The following is a 16,996-nucleotide window of genomic DNA, read 5'->3' on the forward strand; positions in this document are numbered from 1 at the left end:
GCTCCGATTACATTCTAAATACGCCAAATTTCGACTCTTGCACTGGTGCATTACTAGCGGCACTTAAGGCAAGTCCTAAAACGCTACGTGTGTCGGCAGGATCAATAATGCCGTCATCCCATAAGCGGGCGCTGGCATAATACGGATGTCCTTGCTCTTCGTACTGATCAATAATTGGCTGTTTAAAGTCACTTACTTCTTGCTCGTTCATGCTTTGGCCTTTACGGGCTAAACCGTCTTGCTTAACTTGCGTCATTACACCGGCTGCTTGCTCGCCGCCCATTACAGAAATACGCGCATTGGGCCACATCCACATCATGGTAGGTTCAAATGCACGGCCACACATGCCGTAATTACCTGCGCCATATGAGCCACCAATCAGTACGGTAAATTTAGGCACATCGGCGCACGATACCGCCATAACCATTTTAGCGCCGTGTTTAGCTATACCTTCGGCTTCGTATTTTTTACCTACCATAAAGCCGGTTACGTTTTGTAAAAACACTAAAGGAATGTTGCGCTGCGTACATAGCTGAATAAAGTGCGCGCCTTTTTGCGCCGACTCACTAAACAAAATACCGTTGTTAGCGACTATGCCCACTGGGTGGCCATAAATACTCGCAAACCCCGTTACTAGGGTTTCGCCAAAGTAGCGTTTAAATTCGTCAAACGATGAGTCATCAACTGTGCGCGCTATTACTTCGCGTACATCAAATGGCTTTTTAAGATCGGTGCCAACAATGCCGTAAAGCTCGTTAATATCATAACGAGGTGCTTTAACTTCCTCTAGCAACGGCGCAGTAGGGCGGGTGTAATTAATACGCGCTATACATTGGCGCGCAATCGACAACGCATGTTCGTCATTTTGCGCGTAATGATCGGCAACCCCCGATGTTTTACAGTGCACGTCGGCACCACCAAGCTCTTCGGCGGTTACTACTTCACCGGTTGCAGCTTTAACAAGAGGCGGACCCGCTAAAAATATAGTGCCTTGATCTTTTACAATTATGCTTTCATCGGCCATGGCCGGTACATAGGCACCGCCTGCGGTACATAAACCCATAACCACAGCAATTTGTGGAATACCTTTACCCGACATACGGGCTTGGTTGTAAAATATACGGCCAAAATGCAGCTTATCGGGAAATACATCATCTTGCTCTGGCAAGTTTGCACCGCCCGAATCAACTAAATAAATGCAAGGTAAATGGCAACGTTCAGCAATATCTTGCGCGCGTAAATGCTTTTTAACCGTTAGCGGAAAGTAAGTACCGCCTTTAACCGTGGCATCGTTTGCAATAATCATGCATTCAACACCTTTAACACGGCCAATACCTGCTACTACACCGGCACACGCGATTTCTTGCTCGTAAACACCAAAGGCGGCAAATTGCGAAATTTCTAAAAATGGCGAACCTTCGTCAATTAAAGTGCTAATACGGTCACGTACAAATAATTTACCGCGGCCTTCGTGGCGCTCTTTTAATGCAGCGCCGCCACCTTGGCTAATGGTTGCCACTTTATTACGTAAATCATCTACCAACGCCGACATATTTTTATGGTTTTGTACAAACGTTGGATCGTGAGGATTAACGCTCGATGTTAAAATCGTCATTATTTAATCCTTAACGGCTTTCAGTGAAAAGTTCGCGGCCAATTAGCATACGGCGTATTTCTGAGGTACCTGCACCAATTTCATATAATTTGGCGTCACGTAATAGGCGGCCCGTTGCGTATTCATTTATATAACCATTGCCACCTAAAATTTGAATGGCATCTAGCGCCATTTTAGTTGCCAGCTCGGCTGCATATAAAATAGCACCGGCAGCATCTTTACGGGTGGTTTCACCGCGATCACACGAGCGAGCCACTGTATATACATACGAGCGTGCGGCGTTCATTTGCGTATACATGTCGGCTACTTTGCCTTGAATTAACTGAAACTGACCAATAGGCGTATCAAACTGTTTGCGCTCATGAATATAAGGTACAACAATATCCATACACGCTTGCATAATACCCAGTGGGCCTGCTGCAAGTACTACGCGCTCGTAGTCTAGGCCGCTCATTAATACCTTAACGCCTTCGTTTAAGTTACCTAAAATGTTTTCTTCGGGTACTTCGCAGTTTTCAAATACCAGTTCACAGGTATTTGAGCCACGCATACCGAGTTTGTCGAGCTTTTGCGCGGTTGAAAAACCAGGAAAGTCGCTCTCTACAATAAATGCAGTAATACCTTTTGCGCCGGCAGTTAAATCGGTTTTAGCGTAAATAACTAAAGTATGCGCATCTGGACCATTGGTGATCCACATTTTATTACCGTTTAAAATGTACTTATCGCCTTTTTTCTCGGCTTTAAGTTTCATTGAAACTACGTCTGAACCCGCATTTGGCTCGCTCATAGCAAGGGCACCAATGTGCTCACCGCTAATAAGCTTAGGCAAGTATTTTTCTTTTTGGGCTTGCGTGCCGTTACGATTAATTTGGTTTACACACAGGTTTGAATGCGCACCATAGCTTAGGCCAATAGAAGCACTTGCACGGCTAATTTCTTCCATGGCAATAACATGCTCTAAATAACCTAAACCAGCACCGCCAAATTCTTCAGCTACTGTCATTCCCAATAAACCCATTTCGCCCATTTGTGGCCAAAGTTGATTTGGGAAAGCGTTATCAAGGTCAGTTTTTTCGGCTAGTGGGGCAATTTCTTGGCTGGCAAAGCTGTTTACATGTCCGCGGATCATATCGGCGGTTTCGCCAAGGCCAAAGTTCATTTCTTTATATAGTGAAATAGTGCTCATGATTCATTCCTGTGTGATTGATTAAGTTAATACCGCGTATTACTCATCTATTTTATTAAGTGTGTCGCGGCAACGGCGCTCGGCTGTTACCAATTCCATAAGAACAACTTTAATGTCGTCCATTTGTTGTGATAGGTCGGCTTTTTTCTCGCTAATAAGGTCCAGCATAGTTACCAGCTGCTTAGCACTTGATTTGTCGGCGTCGTAAAGTTCAAACAAACGTCCTGTTTCTGCCAGCGTAAAACCTAAGCGTTTACCACGTAAAATTAATTTTAAGCGTACTTTATCGCGTTTAGAGTAAATACGGGTTTGGCCATTTCTACTTGGCGTAACAAGCCCTTGGTCTTCATAAAAGCGGATAGAGCGGGTGGTAATGTCAAACTCCTTTGCGAGTTCGCTAATACTAAAAGTTTGTTCGTTATTGGCAGGCACAGTGGCCGACGTTGCAAAGCTTGATTGATTATCTGGTTTCATAATAGTGTTTTACCTCATTCGAATAACCCCAATATAAGTGAAGTTTACGTAAAGGTAAAGCAAGATGTTTGTGTAATACTTTAGACTAATGAAAATGGCGAGTAAACTTTCATTAAAGTTAGGCTTTAAAGCCTGCGTAGGCGTTTTTACTGAAGTGTAATGAAACATAATACAAATAAGTTTACAGTTTTTACAGTCAACTAAAAGTTGATTTTAGATTTACGTTGGCGTAAACGTAAATATTATGTATGCTCGTAAACAGATTATAAATAAATTGTTTGGTTCAGCGCATTAAATTGCACGGGGCCAATTACTAAATGGAGCCTTTTTATGACTACTGAAGCCGTTGTTATTGTAGCAGCAAAACGCACCCCTATGGGTGGATTTATGGGCGCACTTAATGATGCGCAATCAACTGAGCTGGGGGCAACCGCTATTGCTAGTGCATTGGCAGAAACAGGCCTAAGCACAGATGCTATTGATGAAGTAATTATGGGCTGTGTATTACCTGCTGGTGTGGGCCAAGCGCCTGCTCGTCAAGCAATGTTAAAAGCAGGCCTAGCACTTAGCACGGGGGCTACCACTATAAATAAAGTGTGTGGCTCTGGCTTAAAAGCGGCAATGTTGGCACATGATCTAATTAAAGCGGGCTCTATAAACTCAGCAGTGGCTGGTGGCATGGAAAGTATGAGTAATGCACCGTACTTTATTCCCAAAGCTCGCGGCGGCATGCGCATGGGGCATGGCGAAATTAAAGATCACATGATGAGCGATGGCCTTGAAGATGCTTACGACAACAAAGCTATGGGTTGTTTTGCACAAGACACCGCCGATGAATACGGTATAGGCCGTGAACAAATGGATAACTTTGCACTAAGCTCGCTTACCAAAGCAAAAGCCGCAATTGAAAACGGCAGCTTTAATAACGAAGTTGCACCGCACACTATGCAAACACGCAAAGGCGACGTTACCGTTGCCATTGACGAGCAGCCAGGTAATGCCCGCCCAGAAAAAATTCCGAGCCTACGTGCTGCATTTAAAAAAGACGGCACTATTACAGCCGCTAACTCATCGTCAATTTCAGACGGTGGCGCAGCACTTATTTTAATGAGCGAGTCAAAAGCCAAAGAGCAGGGCTTAACCCCGCTTTGTAAAATTGTAGCGCACAGCACGCATTCTCAAAAACCAAGCGAATTTACAGTAGCGCCAGTGGGCGCAATGAACAAAGTACTAGAAAAAGCCGGTTGGACTACAGCCGATGTTGACCTGTGGGAAATTAACGAAGCGTTTGCCATGGTTACTATGCTTGCTATTAACGAGCTTAAACTAGATGAAAGCAAAGTAAACGTAAATGGCGGTGCTTGTGCATTGGGCCATCCAATTGGTGCAAGCGGCGCACGTATATTAGTAACGCTTATTCATGCACTTAAAAATCGCGGCCTTAAAAAAGGCGTAGCGTCTTTATGTATTGGTGGCGGTGAAGCCGTGGCCATGGCAGTAGAAGCACTTTAATTTTTTATCACAAAATAATAATCAATGCAGCGCTAATTATAATAATAAAGCTGCACTAACACTCTTATAAAACAGGATTTAATTATGCACCAAGTACCACTACTGATTAACGGCGAATTTATTCAATCAAGCTCAAAAGAACTTATTGACGTAATAAACCCAGCCAACCAAGAAGTGCTAGCCCAAGTACCTTGCACCACAGACGCAGAAATGGATGCAGCTATTGCCTCGGCTTCAGAAACGTTTAAAACGTGGAAAGATGTGCCAATTACTGAACGTGCGCGCATTATGATGAAATACGCTGCGCTATTAAAAGAGCACCACGACGAGCTTGCCACTATTATTTGTCATGAGCTTGGTAAAACATTTGAAGACGCTAAAGGCGATGTATGGCGTGGTATTGAAGTAGTTGAGCAAGCGGCTAACGCACCGTCATTAATGATGGGCGAAACCATGGAAAACGTAGCGCGTAAAATCGATACGTATTCTTACATGCAACCCTTAGGTGTGTGTGCGGGTATTACGCCGTTTAACTTTCCGGCAATGATCCCATTATGGATGTTTCCGCTGGCAATTGTGTGTGGTAACACCTTTATTTTAAAACCGTCTGAGCAAGATCCACTTACGCCAATGCGCTTAGCTGAGTTATTTATGGAAGCTGGCGCGCCAAAAGGCGTGTTACAAGTAGTACATGGTACAAAACCACAAGTAGATCGCATATTAGAGGATAAAGCAGTACGCGCTATTTCGTTTGTTGGCTCGTGTGGCGTTGGCGCTTATATTTATTCAAAAGGCACAGCAAACCTTAAACGCGTACAAGCGTGTGTGGGTGCTAAAAACCACATGGTTATTATGCCAGATGCCAGCAAATCGCATGTGGTAAATAACTTAGTTGGCGCGTCGGTTGGTGCAGCTGGCCAGCGTTGTATGGGTATTTCGGTTGCGGTATTTGTTGGCCAAGCAAAAGACTGGGTTGATGAAATTAAAGCGGGTTTTGAAGGTGTACGCCCAGGCGTATGGGATGATGCTGGTGCAGCGTATGGCCCGCAAACGTCACCGGCTGCCAAAGCACGTATTTTATCGCTTATTGCCGGTGGTAAAGAGCAAGGCGCTAAGTGTTTAATTGACGGCTCAAACTTTACGGTTGAAGGCTACGAGCAAGGTAACTGGGTAGGCCCAACGTTGTTTACCGATGTAACTAAAGACATGGACTTATATAAAGAAGAAATTTTTGGTCCCGTACTGGCGTGTATGTTTGTAGATACATTAGATGAAGCCATTGCCCTAATAAACGACAGCCCATACGGTAACGGCACATCGCTGTTTACCTCAAGCGGCGCAGTTGCACGTAAGTTCCAACACGAAATTGAAGTAGGCCAAGTAGGTATTAACGTGCCAATTCCGGTGCCACTGCCGTTCTTTTCGTTTACTGGTTGGAAAGGCTCGTTTTATGGCGACACTCACACTTACGGTAAGCAAGGTATTCGTTTTTATACCGAAACTAAAACCATTACTTCACGTTGGTTTGAAGACGACATAGCGTCGGGTCCAAATATGAGCATTAACTTAAAGTAATTACTCATAATAAATAGTTTAAAAAGCATAATTAATAATAAAGAAGGGCACGAAGGTAACTCCTATTACCTTCGTTGCTCTTCACTAATCACCTAGACAACACATAACTAATTGAAGAGGTCTATATGGACTTTAATTTATCAGATGATCAGCAAGCATTTGCTCAAACAGCACGTCAGTTTGCTGACTCAGAACTCGCACCTTACGCTGCTAAGTGGGACCGCGAACATATTTTCCCTAAAGACACGATTAAAGCGGCAGGCGAACTAGGTTTTTGTGGCCTTTACACGCCAGAAGAAGCCGGTGGCCTTGGCTTATCGCGCTTAGATTCAAGCATTATTTTTGAACAACTTGCTATGGGCTGTACCGCAACAACAGCCATGTTAACCATACATAATATGGCCACTTGGATGGTAGCAAGCTTTGGTACTGACGCCGCTAAAGACAAATACTGCGAACAACTGGTTACTGGCGATTTACTGGCATCGTATTGTTTAACAGAGCCAGGCTCAGGTTCAGACGCCGCATCGCTAAAAACCAAAGCAGTACGCGATGGCGACGAATACGTAATTAACGGCTCAAAAATGTTTATTTCGGGCGCGGGCGAAACCGAAGTATTAGTCGTTATGGCGCGCACCGGATGCGATGGCCCTAAAGGTATTTCGGCCTTTATAGTGCCTGCCGACGCTAAAGGTGTTGAATACGGTAAAGCCGAAGAAAAAATGGGCTGGAACGCACAACCTACACGCTTAATTAGTTTTGAAGATGTGCGTATTCCGGCGCATAACTTATTAGGTGCAGAAGGCGAAGGTTTTAAATTTGCTATGCAAGGCCTTGATGGTGGGCGCATTAATATTGCAACCTGTTCAATTGGCACGGCGCAAGCGGCGCTTAATACGGCCCGCGAATATTTAAAAGAACGTACTCAGTTTGGTAAACCACTGGCCGCGTTTCAAGCGCTGCAGTTTAAAATTGCCGATATGAACACCGAGCTTGTAGCCGCGCGCCAAATGGTAAGGCTGGCTGCGTTTAAGCTTGATAATAACGACAGCGAAAAAACCACGTATTGTGCTATGGCAAAACGTTTTGCAACCGATGTGGGCTTTACCGTATGTAACGACGCCCTGCAAATTCATGGTGGCTATGGTTATATTAAAGAATACCCATTAGAGCGCCATGTACGTGATGTACGTGTACACCAAATTTTAGAAGGCACTAACGAAATTATGCGCGTTATTATAGCGCGTCGTATTTTAGCAGAGTCAGCCAGCGAAGTTTTATAAGGAGTTATTTATGTCAGAGTCAAATACTAAGTCTAATCCTAGCATTGAATTAACGACCGAAGGTCATGTAGCCATATTAACTATGTCAAACCCGCCAGCAAATACCTGGACCAAAGACACATTAATTGCCTTAAAAAACACCGTTAATAAGCTAAACAAAAATAAAAATATTTATGCATTAGTGCTTACCGGCGAAGGCGAAAAGTTTTTTAGTGCCGGTGCCGACTTAAACTTGTTTGCCGGTGGCGATAAAGGCGTAGCCGCCGAAATGTCGCGCGTATTTGGCGAAGCATTTGAAGCACTTAGTAACTTTAGGGGCGTGTCGGTTGCGGCTATTAATGGCTATGCCATGGGCGGTGGTTTAGAAGTAGCACTCGCGTGTGATATTCGTATTGCTGAAGAGCAAGCACAAATGGCGCTTCCTGAAGCTAAAGTAGGTTTACTACCGTGTGCTGGTGGTACACAAAACCTAGCATGGTTAGTAGGCGAAGGCTGGGCAAAACGCATGATTTTATGTGGCGAGCGCTTAAAAGCCGACAAAGCACTGCAAATTGGCTTAATTGAAGAAGTTGTTCCACAAGGCGAAAGCTTTGCTGCAGCACTTAAACTAGCTAACCAAGTGGCCGATCAAAGTCCGTCTTCGGTTGCAGCATGTAAAACATTGATTCAAAAAGGGCGTCATCAGCCTATGGCGAGCATTTTACCGCTAGAACGTGAGTTATTTGTGGCCTTATTTGACACCGAAGATCAGCAAGAAGGTGTAAGTGCCTTTTTAGAAAAGCGTCGTGCAAATTGGGTGAACGGCTAATGAGCGGCTTAACATTATTAAATCATGCAGATGACGCAGTCGTATTCGAAACGGCAACCGCGTCAAACGGTGCTTTAATAGCGTTTGCTACGCTAAATGCACCAAAGTCGTTAAACGCCCTTAATTTTGAAATGATCAAACTATTAGAGCCGCAACTAAAAGCTTGGGCGCAAGACAGCAGTATTGCCATGGTGGTATTAAAAGGCGCAGGCGACAAAGCCTTTTGTGCTGGCGGCGATGTTGTAAGTTTGCACCACGCAATGGCTCAAGGCAGCGCAAGCGACTTAGTAGAGGATTTTTTTACGCAAGAGTATCGCCTTGACTATTTAATTCACTGTTACGAAAAGCCATTATTAGTGTGGGGTAACGGTATTGTAATGGGCGGCGGTTTAGGCTTAATGGCCGGTGCAAGCCACCGCGTAGTAACCGAAACATCGCGTATAGCAATGCCTGAGCAAACTATTGGCTTATACCCAGATGTTGGCGGCAGTTATTTTTTACATAAAATGCCTCACAGTGTTGGATTATTTTTAGGGCTTACGTCAGCGTCTATAAATTGCGACGATGCCCGTTTTGTTGCCCTTGCCGATCACTATGTAAAAGCAGACAAATACGATGCACTTTTAGCGGGTTTACTCAGCATTAAGTGGGGTAAAACGGCCAGCTTAAATCACGAAAAACTTACTACGCTGTTAACTGATTTAGATCAGCAATCAGGGCGTTTACCTAAAGGTAATATCAAAGCAAATTTGGCAACCATTCAAGAACTCGCTGAGTTTACTACGCTACAACAACAGGTTGACTATATTTTAAACTTAAACTTAAACACAGACGACAAATGGCTACTAAAGGCGCAAAAATCGCTTAAGCATGGTTGTCCGCTAAGCTGTGCGTTAGTAAGCCGCCAATTAAAAACCAGTAAAGGCAAAAGCCTTGCTGAGTGTTTTAGAATGGAGCTAGGTATGTCGGTACGTGCCGGCGAAGTGGGTGAGTTTCAAGAAGGTGTACGTGCATTGTTAATCGACAAAGACGGTGCGCCAAACTGGCAATACAAAACACTCAGCGACGTGCCAAGCTCAGTGGTAGATAGCTTTTTTGAAGATCGCTATGGCAATAACCACCCACTTAAACAATTACAACAAGGCTAAAGCTATGAGTAAACTCAATATAGGATTTATTGGTTTAGGCAATATGGGTGGGCCAATGGCGGCAAACCTTATAAAAGCAGGCCACACGGTAAGTGTGTTCGACTTAAACCAAAATACAGTTAACGAGCTAAAAAGCAAAGGTGCAAACGCAGCCGCAGATGCAACGCAATGTGCCCACAACGTAGACATACTTATTAGCATGTTACCTGCTGGCAAGCATGTTAAAGCGCTTTATTTGGGCGAAAATGGGCTAATTAACAGCTTAAGTAAAACCACTTTAGTTATTGATTGCTCAACCATAGATGCCGAATCGGCGCGCGTGGTTGGTAAAGAGTTAGCACAGCAAGGTATTAGCTTTGTAGATGCACCGGTATCGGGTGGCGTTGCAGGCGCAACCGCCGGCACACTTACCTTTATAGTAGGTGGCGATAAAGCCGCGTTCGACAAAGCCAATACTGTGCTGGTTGATATGGGCAAAAATATTTTTCATGCAGGTGACATTGGCGCAGGGCAAGTAGCAAAAATATGTAATAACATGCTGTTGAGCATTTTAATGGCAGGCACCAGCGAAGCACTACAAATGGGCATAAATAATGGCCTAGATCCTAAAGTACTTAGCGACATTATGACCGCAAGCTCAGGGCGTAACTGGACGTTAGAGTTATATAACCCGTGTCCGGGTGTAATGGAGTCGGCTCCTGCAAGTAACGAATACAAACCAGGCTTTATGGTCGATCTAATGGCAAAAGACCTAGGCTTGGCAATGGAAGCGGCAAAACAAAGTAAATCAGCCACGCCAATGGGTTCAATGGCCAACGACTTATACGCTACACTGCAGCACCAAGGTGCGGGTACTGAAGATTTTAGTGCCATATTTAAATTATTTTCGAAGTAGGGGTAACGCGTGGAAATTAAAAATAACACGGTAGTAATAACCGGTGGCGCACAAGGCTTAGGTTTTGCTATGGCGCAAAAGTTTGCAAAAATGGGCGCAAACATTGCCCTAATCGATATGGCGCAAGATGCACTTAACACAGCAACTGAGCAATTAAGTCAACTTGACGGCGTAACTACGCGTATTCAAGGCTACGCCGCTAACGTTACCAACGAGAGCGAAATGGAAGCGGTATTTAACACCATTAATAGCGACTTTGGCCATATTGGTGTATTGATCAACAATGCCGGTATTTTACGCGATGGCATGTTTATTAAAGCTAAAGACGGCATAGTAGTTAAAAAAATGTCGCTTGAGCAATTTCAATCAGTAATAGACGTAAACCTTACTGGCGTGTTTTTGGCAGGCCGAGAAGCTGCCAGCCATATGATTGAGTCGGGCAAAGGTGGCGTTATTGTAAATATGTCGAGCGTAGCGCGCGCCGGAAACATAGGGCAAACAAACTACGCAGCCTCTAAAGCAGGCGTTGTAGCGCTTACTACTACATGGGCTAAAGAGCTTGGCCGTTTTGGTATTCGCGTAGGCGCAATTGCACCAGGTGTTATAAGCACCGCAATGACCGACGTAATGAAACCAGAAGCTAAAGAGCGCATGCTTAGCGTAACTCCAGTAGGGCGTTTAGGTGAAACTGCAGAAATAGCCCATACCGCACAATATATTATCGAAAACGACTTTTTTACCGGTCGCGTAGTAGAAATAGACGGCGGCATTCGTTTGTAAAATGAGTTGGTTTAAGATTAATTAAAAAAGCATAACTCGTGTGGGTTGTGCTTTTTTGTTTTAAATAGAGACGTTTATAATCTTGAAAAAGGGCTAATAACCCCATTAGCACCTTGCTGTAAAACATGGGTATAAATTTGTGTTGTACGAATATCGCTGTGCCCAAGTTGTGTTTGTACTGTGCGTATATCAGCGCCGCTTTGCAGTAAGTGCGTAGCGAATGAGTGGCGCAAAGTATGTGGCGTAACGTGTTTATTAATGTGTGCATTAAAAGCCGCTTTTTTTACAGCGCGCTGTAATTGCTTTTCATCAATATGATGGCGCCTTAGCTGTTTACTCTCAGGATCAATACTGAGTTTATAAGATGGAAATAAATATTGCCAACCCAGCTGTTTGTTATGATTTGGATATTTTTTACGTAATAAATGCGGCATATACACGCCACAAAACAGCGGGTTATTTAGGTCTAATTGTAAATAATTATCGACTAATTGAATTTGTGTTCGTATTTGTGGTATCAGTTCTCCTGCAAGCGTTACAACACGACTTTTGCCCCCTTTACCATCCCAAATTCGAACACAGTTATAATCAAAGTCAATATCTTGTATCCGCAAACGTAGTACCTCCATTAACCGCATACCGCTACCATAAAGTAGTGCACACGCTAAATAATGCTTTGTAATACAGTGTTTAAATAACGCTGAAACTTCTGTTTGTGTAAGCACAACGGGTAATTTCCTAGGGCGTTCACTTTTTACAAAATCTAATGATAATGAGAGAGGACTTTTAATTATTTCTTTATATAGAAAACTTAGCGCATTCAATGCCTGGGCTTGTGTGCCTTGCGCTACATTTTGCGAGTTTACTAAATGATTTAAATATAATTCCACTTGAGTATCCCCCATAGAGCTTGGGTGTTGCATATTATTAAAGCGGATATAGGCAGCTATCCAAAACAGATAAGCTTCAATAGTGCTCTTTGCATAACGCTTGCTATACATATGATCTTTAATCATGGTTAGAAAGAGAGATTTCATAAATGACATTCAATTATTTAAGTCTGATACTGTATATATAGACAGTTGCTTGTATTTTGTCCAATAACATTATTAAAAGTCGTTTTGGGGTATTTTAACAACGGTGATTTTATAACATACGTAATTACTTGTTTACATTGTAGTTATTTAGTGGAACTATTGAGCCATGTAATATACGCCGTTTTGGGGTGTTATAACCCACCAAAGTGGTGTTCAATAAGCTGTTACATTGCATCGAAATATGGAGTCTCCTCGTTAAATGGAAATAATTAAGTCTGTTCAGATTAGAAAATTTCGTTCATTAAAGTCAGTAACCAAAAAATTGGATTTTTCAGACCTTAATATTTTTGTAGGACAAAATGACCAAGGAAAATCGAACTTGTTGAGAGCATTAAACCTTTTCTTCAACAATGAAACGGATTTAGATACTCGCTTTAGATTTTCAGAAGATTACTGTTATCACTCAAATACTGGCAAGGGTACCAGAAATGAAATTAGGATAGATTTAGTCATTGAGCCACCTAAAAAACGTTTTAAACATGCAAAGCCGTTAAGATGGACAAAACGGTGGAGAAAAGATGGATCGATCATTGAAGAAAGAAAATATATAGAAAGTGGTAATGAAGTACCTTCTAGAGATGGCGTGTCACAATGGTTAGATAAAATTAGGTATAGATATATTCCTGCGATAAAGGGACAAGATTACTTTTCAGCTTTAATGGGGGAACTTTACGATGTATTGAATGAAGCTTATGCAGATATTTTATCTACACAAGGTGAAGAGTTCATAAGTGGAATCCAAAACATAACTAAAGGCATAACTGAAGATTTATCTGAACAAATTGGGATTTCAAATACAATTCAAGTTCCCTCGGATTTTAAGCAGTTATTTTCTAATCTAGATTTTGGTGTTCGACTAAGTGGTAATACTTACCACTTAAAGCAACGTGGTGATGGAATAAAAATTAGACATATACCTGTAATTTTGAAATATATGTCAGAACAAGAACGAAGTATATCAAGGGCGGGTTATGTTAAACCCGATACTATTTGGGGCTTTGAGGAACCTGAAAATAATCTAGAATTAAGATACGCCTTTGAGTTAGCTAAAACATTTAAAGAGTACTCAAAGGATATTCAAATTTTTATTACAACTCATTCTCCTGCATTTTATGCACTTGATAAAACTGATGGCGATAATGTAAATACGTTTTACATTTCACAAGGTGAAGATAGCTGTACTCAGGTTGATGTTGTTTCACATGAGAAAACCAATGAACTTCATGAAAGTATGGGGTTACTTCCAATTATTACTCCTTATTTGACTAAAATATATGAGCATCAAAGCGAAATTGAAGACTTAAAGTCTAAGTTAATTGAACTTGAAGATAGTGTACGTTTTGTTGTTTTAACAGAGGATGAAAAGCATGAACATGTTATTTCATACTTTAAAGCGCAAGGTTGCAATGCAGAAGTAACTGAGTTTTACTCTTATCTTGGTGCAAATCAAATAAGCTCGGCGCTCATTCTAGGAAAATATTTAAAAGATAAAAGACCTGATATTCAAGTAATTATTCATAGGGATAGAGATTATCATAATGATAAAGACATAGACTCTATTAGAAGTAGAGTCGAAAAAAGTGGTTTCGTTTTTTTCGTTACTACAGGTGTAGATTTAGAATCAGAATATATTTGTCCAAAACATATTAATGCTTTATATCAAGAGATTTCAATAGAGAAGGCTGAAGAACTAATCAATAATGCTACATTGAAAGTGAAGGATGCTTCTATAGATCGGCTAATTGATCATGATCTTAAAACCAATAAGCCTGAGCAATCGGCTTATGCAAAACAAATTCGATTTCTGAATAAAAAATATGAGGATAACGTAGAGCGCTATAGATATGGAAAAAAAGTTTTTGGTGAATTAAAGTCTGAGATACAAAGAACATTAAAAACTAATCCAGACTTATTTAAAGAAACTGAATTTATAAAGAATGAAGCCCTAGTCGAAATATTTTTAGAATAGCAATGTAACAAGCCACTTCACACGGAATTTTACTCGCTTCGCTCCCAAAATTCCGGTGAGTGGAGCGTTATACATTTCTCGAGTTTTGAGTGTAAATTAGATAAGGATGTAAATTGACTTCAGTCATAGTGAATAAACTTAGTGAATATATGGCTTTCATTGAGGAGTTACCGACAGAGTTCACATTGTCACGTGGGCAGGGTGGTGACTACCCCCTGCTACCAAGTGCATTAAGAAAGGATGTTTCAGGTAATCGAAAGTATCCCAAAAGAGCAATTCGGAACTTCTTAGATGAATTCAAATTGAATTCTTATCAATATATGGCAAACCCATCAGATATTGAAAATGATGTTGAGTGGATGCTGTATGCGCAACATTATGGAATCCCTACGCGATTAATGGATTTTACCACTTCTCATATAGTGTCTCTTTTATTTGCAGTAGAAAAGTCCTTTCAAAATGAAGATGAAATAGACGCAGTTGTTTATTTTTTAAATCCAACAAAGTTGAATTTATTAAATGTTCAACAGGAAAAAATAATAAATATCTCTGGTGTCCCGGGCATACCTAGTGAGGTACATGATGGTCCAATAGTGATTCAAGGAAGAAAAATAAACCAGAGAGTTAATGCTCAAAAAGGTTTATTTGTGCTTTTTCAAAATGATGATAATCCTCTTGAGTCTATTAATAACGACAGTATTTTACGAAAATTAGTTATAACAGGCTCAGAAACAAAAAATATTTTATCGAGTTTATATTCTATGGGTATTAGTTTTTCACATATTTATCCGGAACTACCATCAGTAGCTAAAGATATTGTGATGCAACAGGATATTTTGGATTATATTAGGGAGAAAAACTAATGAAGCAACAATTTGAAATAAACCCAAAAGATGAAAACCAATCTTGGCAAAAAATATTTAACAGTATAAAGCTAGGATTTGAACTACAAGAAATAAAAGATGATGTTTTAACCAATGATCAACTTGTAGAGTTCAATGATGCAATTATTATTGCACCAGATTATCAACGAGAGTACAGGTCATCAATATCAGACGAAAGTTCGTTGATAGAATCTGCTTTACTAGAAATACCTATCCCTCCAATTTTCCTTGCCAGCCACAAATTAAAAGGGGTTCAGGTATTGAATGTTGTCGATGGTCAACATCGACTTCGAGCCTTTTATCGCTTTTTAACTGGGGAGTATAAACTAACAGATTTGAGTATTATCACTGACTTTGAAGGTCTTGATGTAAATACATTGCCAATAGAAGATAAAATTGAACTCCTTAGTCGAAGAGTTGCGACTATCATATTCAGAAATTTCCCGGGTAAGAAATTCGAGTTGGAGATTTTTAACAGATATAACAAAGGAACAAAACCACTAACACAGCAAGAAATCAGACATGCTGTTTTTGACTCATCGGTCAACAATTTGGTTAATATGTTCTGTACTGACTTATACAATAACCCTCAAAACTCACTTGCTAAAGCATATGCAATATCAAAAGATCGATATCAGAAAAAAGCTTGCCACGAGAATATATTTGTTAATCTAAGCATATTAGAAAATGGTGTTATACAGACTTTCACAAATGAAAATGGTAATGAAACAACTATCGCTAAATCACCTCAATATGCTGAGGTTTATATGAAGCAAAAATCAGAAAGTGAGTTTGAAGAGGTTGATTTAGTTGGGCTGGAGAAAACAAAAGAGTTATTTAATGGTTTTAATAAATTTATAGAGGCATTAACAGTAGTTACGGAACAACCATTTTCTAAAGAAATTTATGGCGTTTCATCAAAAAGAGGGAACAAGTATCAAGTTTCAGTTGCTATGATCTTAGCTGGTATTTTCAAAAAATTACAAGAAGATGAATTCACTCACCTTGATTTAACTAATGAAGATGATATTAAACGAATTGCTAGTGAGATCAACACTCTTCTTAATAAATCACACTTAGAAGATCCTGAGTATAAAGCGTCAACTACTAACCCACTTGAAGTACAGAAAATTGTTGATAGTTTTCAGAGTGAAAATGTATAACAAGTTGCTTAAACGGAAAATTAACAGTTGGCCATCGCTTCGCGATTATAGCCTACTGCTAATTTCCGCTTAGCAAGGCGTTAGGCAACAGGGGTAAATATGCAAGAGTCATTATATAAATATGGACAGAAGGCTATTTCGTTTCTTATTGTCCTTACGTTACTTGTTAATTGGCAAATATTATCGATGATAGGTTCGTTTGGATTAACTCTAGCTAATAATTTACTAATAATCGTATGGGTAATATTGTTATTTATATCTGCGGTAGGGTTATATAAAAAGCAAAGTTGGGGATTCTTTTTCTTATACCCTTCGATTATATTAACAACAATTGGGTTTTCAATATCTATTATTCCTTTTGTAATTAGTATTTTCCCTACGGAATTAAGACCCTGGATAATGATAGCTAATAACTCAATGTTACTAATAATTTCCATCGGGATACATTGGGGAAAATCAAAGCGTCCTATGAGTGAAATTGCCTAATCGGGTAGCCGGAGGTCTCTAACCTCCAGCCCCCACACCACCCATCATGCGGGTCCGCAATGGGCGGTTCATCTCCCGTAATGAATATTGATCCAAATATCTTTCAATGACACTAAACCTT

15 protein-coding genes are annotated in these 16,996 nt (G+C 40.9%); 10 read left to right on the top strand and 5 right to left on the bottom strand.

The features are described 5' to 3' along the window. Positions 1 to 7: 7 nt before the first annotated feature. From H5058_RS08635 to H5058_RS08645, 3 genes are read right to left on the bottom strand one after another with little or no spacing between them, the layout of a single operon-like run. Positions 8 to 1,615 carry a carboxyl transferase domain-containing protein gene (locus H5058_RS08635; protein WP_182677685.1) on the bottom strand — a complete coding sequence of 536 codons (1,608 nt, stop codon included), beginning with the start codon at positions 1,613 to 1,615 and terminating at the stop codon, positions 8 to 10. Positions 1,616 to 1,625: 10 nt separating this feature from the next. After that, positions 1,626 to 2,801: an isovaleryl-CoA dehydrogenase gene (locus H5058_RS08640; RefSeq protein WP_011328132.1), complete on the bottom strand. Its 1,176-nt coding sequence runs from the start codon at positions 2,799 to 2,801 to the stop codon at positions 1,626 to 1,628. A gap of 39 nt (positions 2,802 to 2,840) precedes the next feature. After that, complete coding sequence (locus H5058_RS08645) at positions 2,841 to 3,275, bottom strand: MerR family DNA-binding transcriptional regulator (RefSeq protein WP_182677687.1); 435 nt, start codon at positions 3,273 to 3,275, stop codon at positions 2,841 to 2,843. A 330-nt stretch (positions 3,276 to 3,605) separates the two neighbouring features. Between H5058_RS08645 and H5058_RS08650 the strand changes: the two genes are divergently transcribed. From H5058_RS08650 to H5058_RS08680, 7 genes are all read left to right on the top strand, one after another. Further along, the gene (locus tag H5058_RS08650) at positions 3,606 to 4,787 is read left to right on the top strand and encodes an acetyl-CoA C-acyltransferase (protein WP_182677689.1); all 1,182 of its coding nucleotides are present in this window, start codon (positions 3,606 to 3,608) and stop codon (positions 4,785 to 4,787) included. 84 nt (positions 4,788 to 4,871) lie between these two features. After that, positions 4,872 to 6,362 carry a CoA-acylating methylmalonate-semialdehyde dehydrogenase gene (locus tag H5058_RS08655; RefSeq protein ID WP_011328135.1) on the top strand — a complete coding sequence of 497 codons (1,491 nt, stop codon included), beginning with the start codon at positions 4,872 to 4,874 and terminating at the stop codon, positions 6,360 to 6,362. 125 nt (positions 6,363 to 6,487) lie between these two features. Continuing rightward, entirely contained in the window at positions 6,488 to 7,645 is a 1,158-nt protein-coding gene (locus H5058_RS08660) for an acyl-CoA dehydrogenase family protein (RefSeq protein WP_011328136.1), read from the top strand. 10 nt (positions 7,646 to 7,655) lie between these two features. After that, entirely contained in the window at positions 7,656 to 8,453 is a 798-nt protein-coding gene (locus H5058_RS08665; protein ID WP_011328137.1) for an enoyl-CoA hydratase, read from the top strand. Continuing rightward, entirely contained in the window at positions 8,453 to 9,601 is a 1,149-nt protein-coding gene (locus H5058_RS08670) for an enoyl-CoA hydratase/isomerase family protein (protein ID WP_182677691.1), read from the top strand. Before H5058_RS08665 ends, H5058_RS08670 begins: the two co-directional genes overlap by 1 nt. Positions 9,602 to 9,605: 4 nt before the next feature. Next, positions 9,606 to 10,496, top strand: coding sequence for a 3-hydroxyisobutyrate dehydrogenase (gene mmsB / locus H5058_RS08675; RefSeq protein ID WP_182677693.1), 891 nt, complete (start codon positions 9,606 to 9,608; stop codon positions 10,494 to 10,496). A 9-nt stretch (positions 10,497 to 10,505) separates the two neighbouring features. Then, positions 10,506 to 11,276 carry an SDR family oxidoreductase gene (locus H5058_RS08680; RefSeq protein WP_089368245.1) on the top strand — a complete coding sequence of 257 codons (771 nt, stop codon included), beginning with the start codon at positions 10,506 to 10,508 and terminating at the stop codon, positions 11,274 to 11,276. A gap of 74 nt (positions 11,277 to 11,350) precedes the next feature. Here the strand turns inward: H5058_RS08680 and H5058_RS08685 are convergent, their stop codons facing one another. Further along, on the bottom strand, positions 11,351 to 12,313 hold the full coding sequence (locus tag H5058_RS08685; protein WP_182677695.1) for an integron integrase: 963 nt from the start codon (positions 12,311 to 12,313) through the stop codon (positions 11,351 to 11,353). A 259-nt stretch (positions 12,314 to 12,572) separates the two neighbouring features. Here H5058_RS08685 and H5058_RS08690 point away from each other — a divergent pair, with 259 nt between their 5' ends. The 3 genes from H5058_RS08690 (at position 12,573) to H5058_RS08700 (ending at position 16,389) form a co-directional block, all read left to right on the top strand. Next, positions 12,573 to 14,342 carry an ATP-dependent endonuclease gene (locus tag H5058_RS08690; protein ID WP_182677697.1) on the top strand — a complete coding sequence of 590 codons (1,770 nt, stop codon included), beginning with the start codon at positions 12,573 to 12,575 and terminating at the stop codon, positions 14,340 to 14,342. A gap of 113 nt (positions 14,343 to 14,455) precedes the next feature. Further along, positions 14,456 to 15,205, top strand: a complete 750-nt coding sequence (locus tag H5058_RS08695; RefSeq protein WP_220485812.1) for an FRG domain-containing protein — start codon at positions 14,456 to 14,458, stop codon at positions 15,203 to 15,205. After that, positions 15,205 to 16,389, top strand: a complete 1,185-nt coding sequence (locus H5058_RS08700) for a DUF262 domain-containing protein (protein WP_182677698.1) — start codon at positions 15,205 to 15,207, stop codon at positions 16,387 to 16,389. Before H5058_RS08695 ends, H5058_RS08700 begins: the two co-directional genes overlap by 1 nt. Positions 16,390 to 16,469: 80 nt before the next feature. Here the strand turns inward: H5058_RS08700 and H5058_RS08705 are convergent, their stop codons facing one another. Next, positions 16,470 to 16,826: a hypothetical protein gene (locus H5058_RS08705; RefSeq protein ID WP_182677700.1), complete on the bottom strand. Its 357-nt coding sequence runs from the start codon at positions 16,824 to 16,826 to the stop codon at positions 16,470 to 16,472. Positions 16,827 to 16,996: the final 170 nt, after the last annotated feature.

Origin of the sequence: Pseudoalteromonas sp. SR45-4, from assembly GCF_014163535.1 — a bacterium.
GTDB lineage: Bacteria > Pseudomonadota > Gammaproteobacteria > Enterobacterales > Alteromonadaceae > Pseudoalteromonas > Pseudoalteromonas nigrifaciens.

What these genes read in the sequence shown, in the direction of transcription:
- H5058_RS08640 (WP_011328132.1), bottom strand. Translation starts at nt 2,801, where the DNA reads ATGAGCACTATTTCACTATATAAAGAAATGAACTTTGGCCTTGGCGAA.
- H5058_RS08635 (WP_182677685.1), bottom strand. Translation starts at nt 1,615, where the DNA reads ATGACGATTTTAACATCGAGCGTTAATCCTCACGATCCAACGTTTGTA.
- mmsB (WP_182677693.1), top strand. Translation starts at nt 9,606, where the DNA reads ATGAGTAAACTCAATATAGGATTTATTGGTTTAGGCAATATGGGTGGG.
- H5058_RS08655 (WP_011328135.1), top strand. Translation starts at nt 4,872, where the DNA reads ATGCACCAAGTACCACTACTGATTAACGGCGAATTTATTCAATCAAGC.
- H5058_RS08690 (WP_182677697.1), top strand. Translation starts at nt 12,573, where the DNA reads ATGGAAATAATTAAGTCTGTTCAGATTAGAAAATTTCGTTCATTAAAG.
- H5058_RS08670 (WP_182677691.1), top strand. Translation starts at nt 8,453, where the DNA reads ATGAGCGGCTTAACATTATTAAATCATGCAGATGACGCAGTCGTATTC.
- H5058_RS08645 (WP_182677687.1), bottom strand. Translation starts at nt 3,275, where the DNA reads ATGAAACCAGATAATCAATCAAGCTTTGCAACGTCGGCCACTGTGCCT.
- H5058_RS08660 (WP_011328136.1), top strand. Translation starts at nt 6,488, where the DNA reads ATGGACTTTAATTTATCAGATGATCAGCAAGCATTTGCTCAAACAGCA.
- H5058_RS08665 (WP_011328137.1), top strand. Translation starts at nt 7,656, where the DNA reads ATGTCAGAGTCAAATACTAAGTCTAATCCTAGCATTGAATTAACGACC.
- H5058_RS08705 (WP_182677700.1), bottom strand. Translation starts at nt 16,826, where the DNA reads ATGGAAATTATTAGTAACATTGAGTTATTAGCTATCATTATCCAGGGT.
- H5058_RS08685 (WP_182677695.1), bottom strand. Translation starts at nt 12,313, where the DNA reads ATGAAATCTCTCTTTCTAACCATGATTAAAGATCATATGTATAGCAAG.
- H5058_RS08700 (WP_182677698.1), top strand. Translation starts at nt 15,205, where the DNA reads ATGAAGCAACAATTTGAAATAAACCCAAAAGATGAAAACCAATCTTGG.
- H5058_RS08650 (WP_182677689.1), top strand. Translation starts at nt 3,606, where the DNA reads ATGACTACTGAAGCCGTTGTTATTGTAGCAGCAAAACGCACCCCTATG.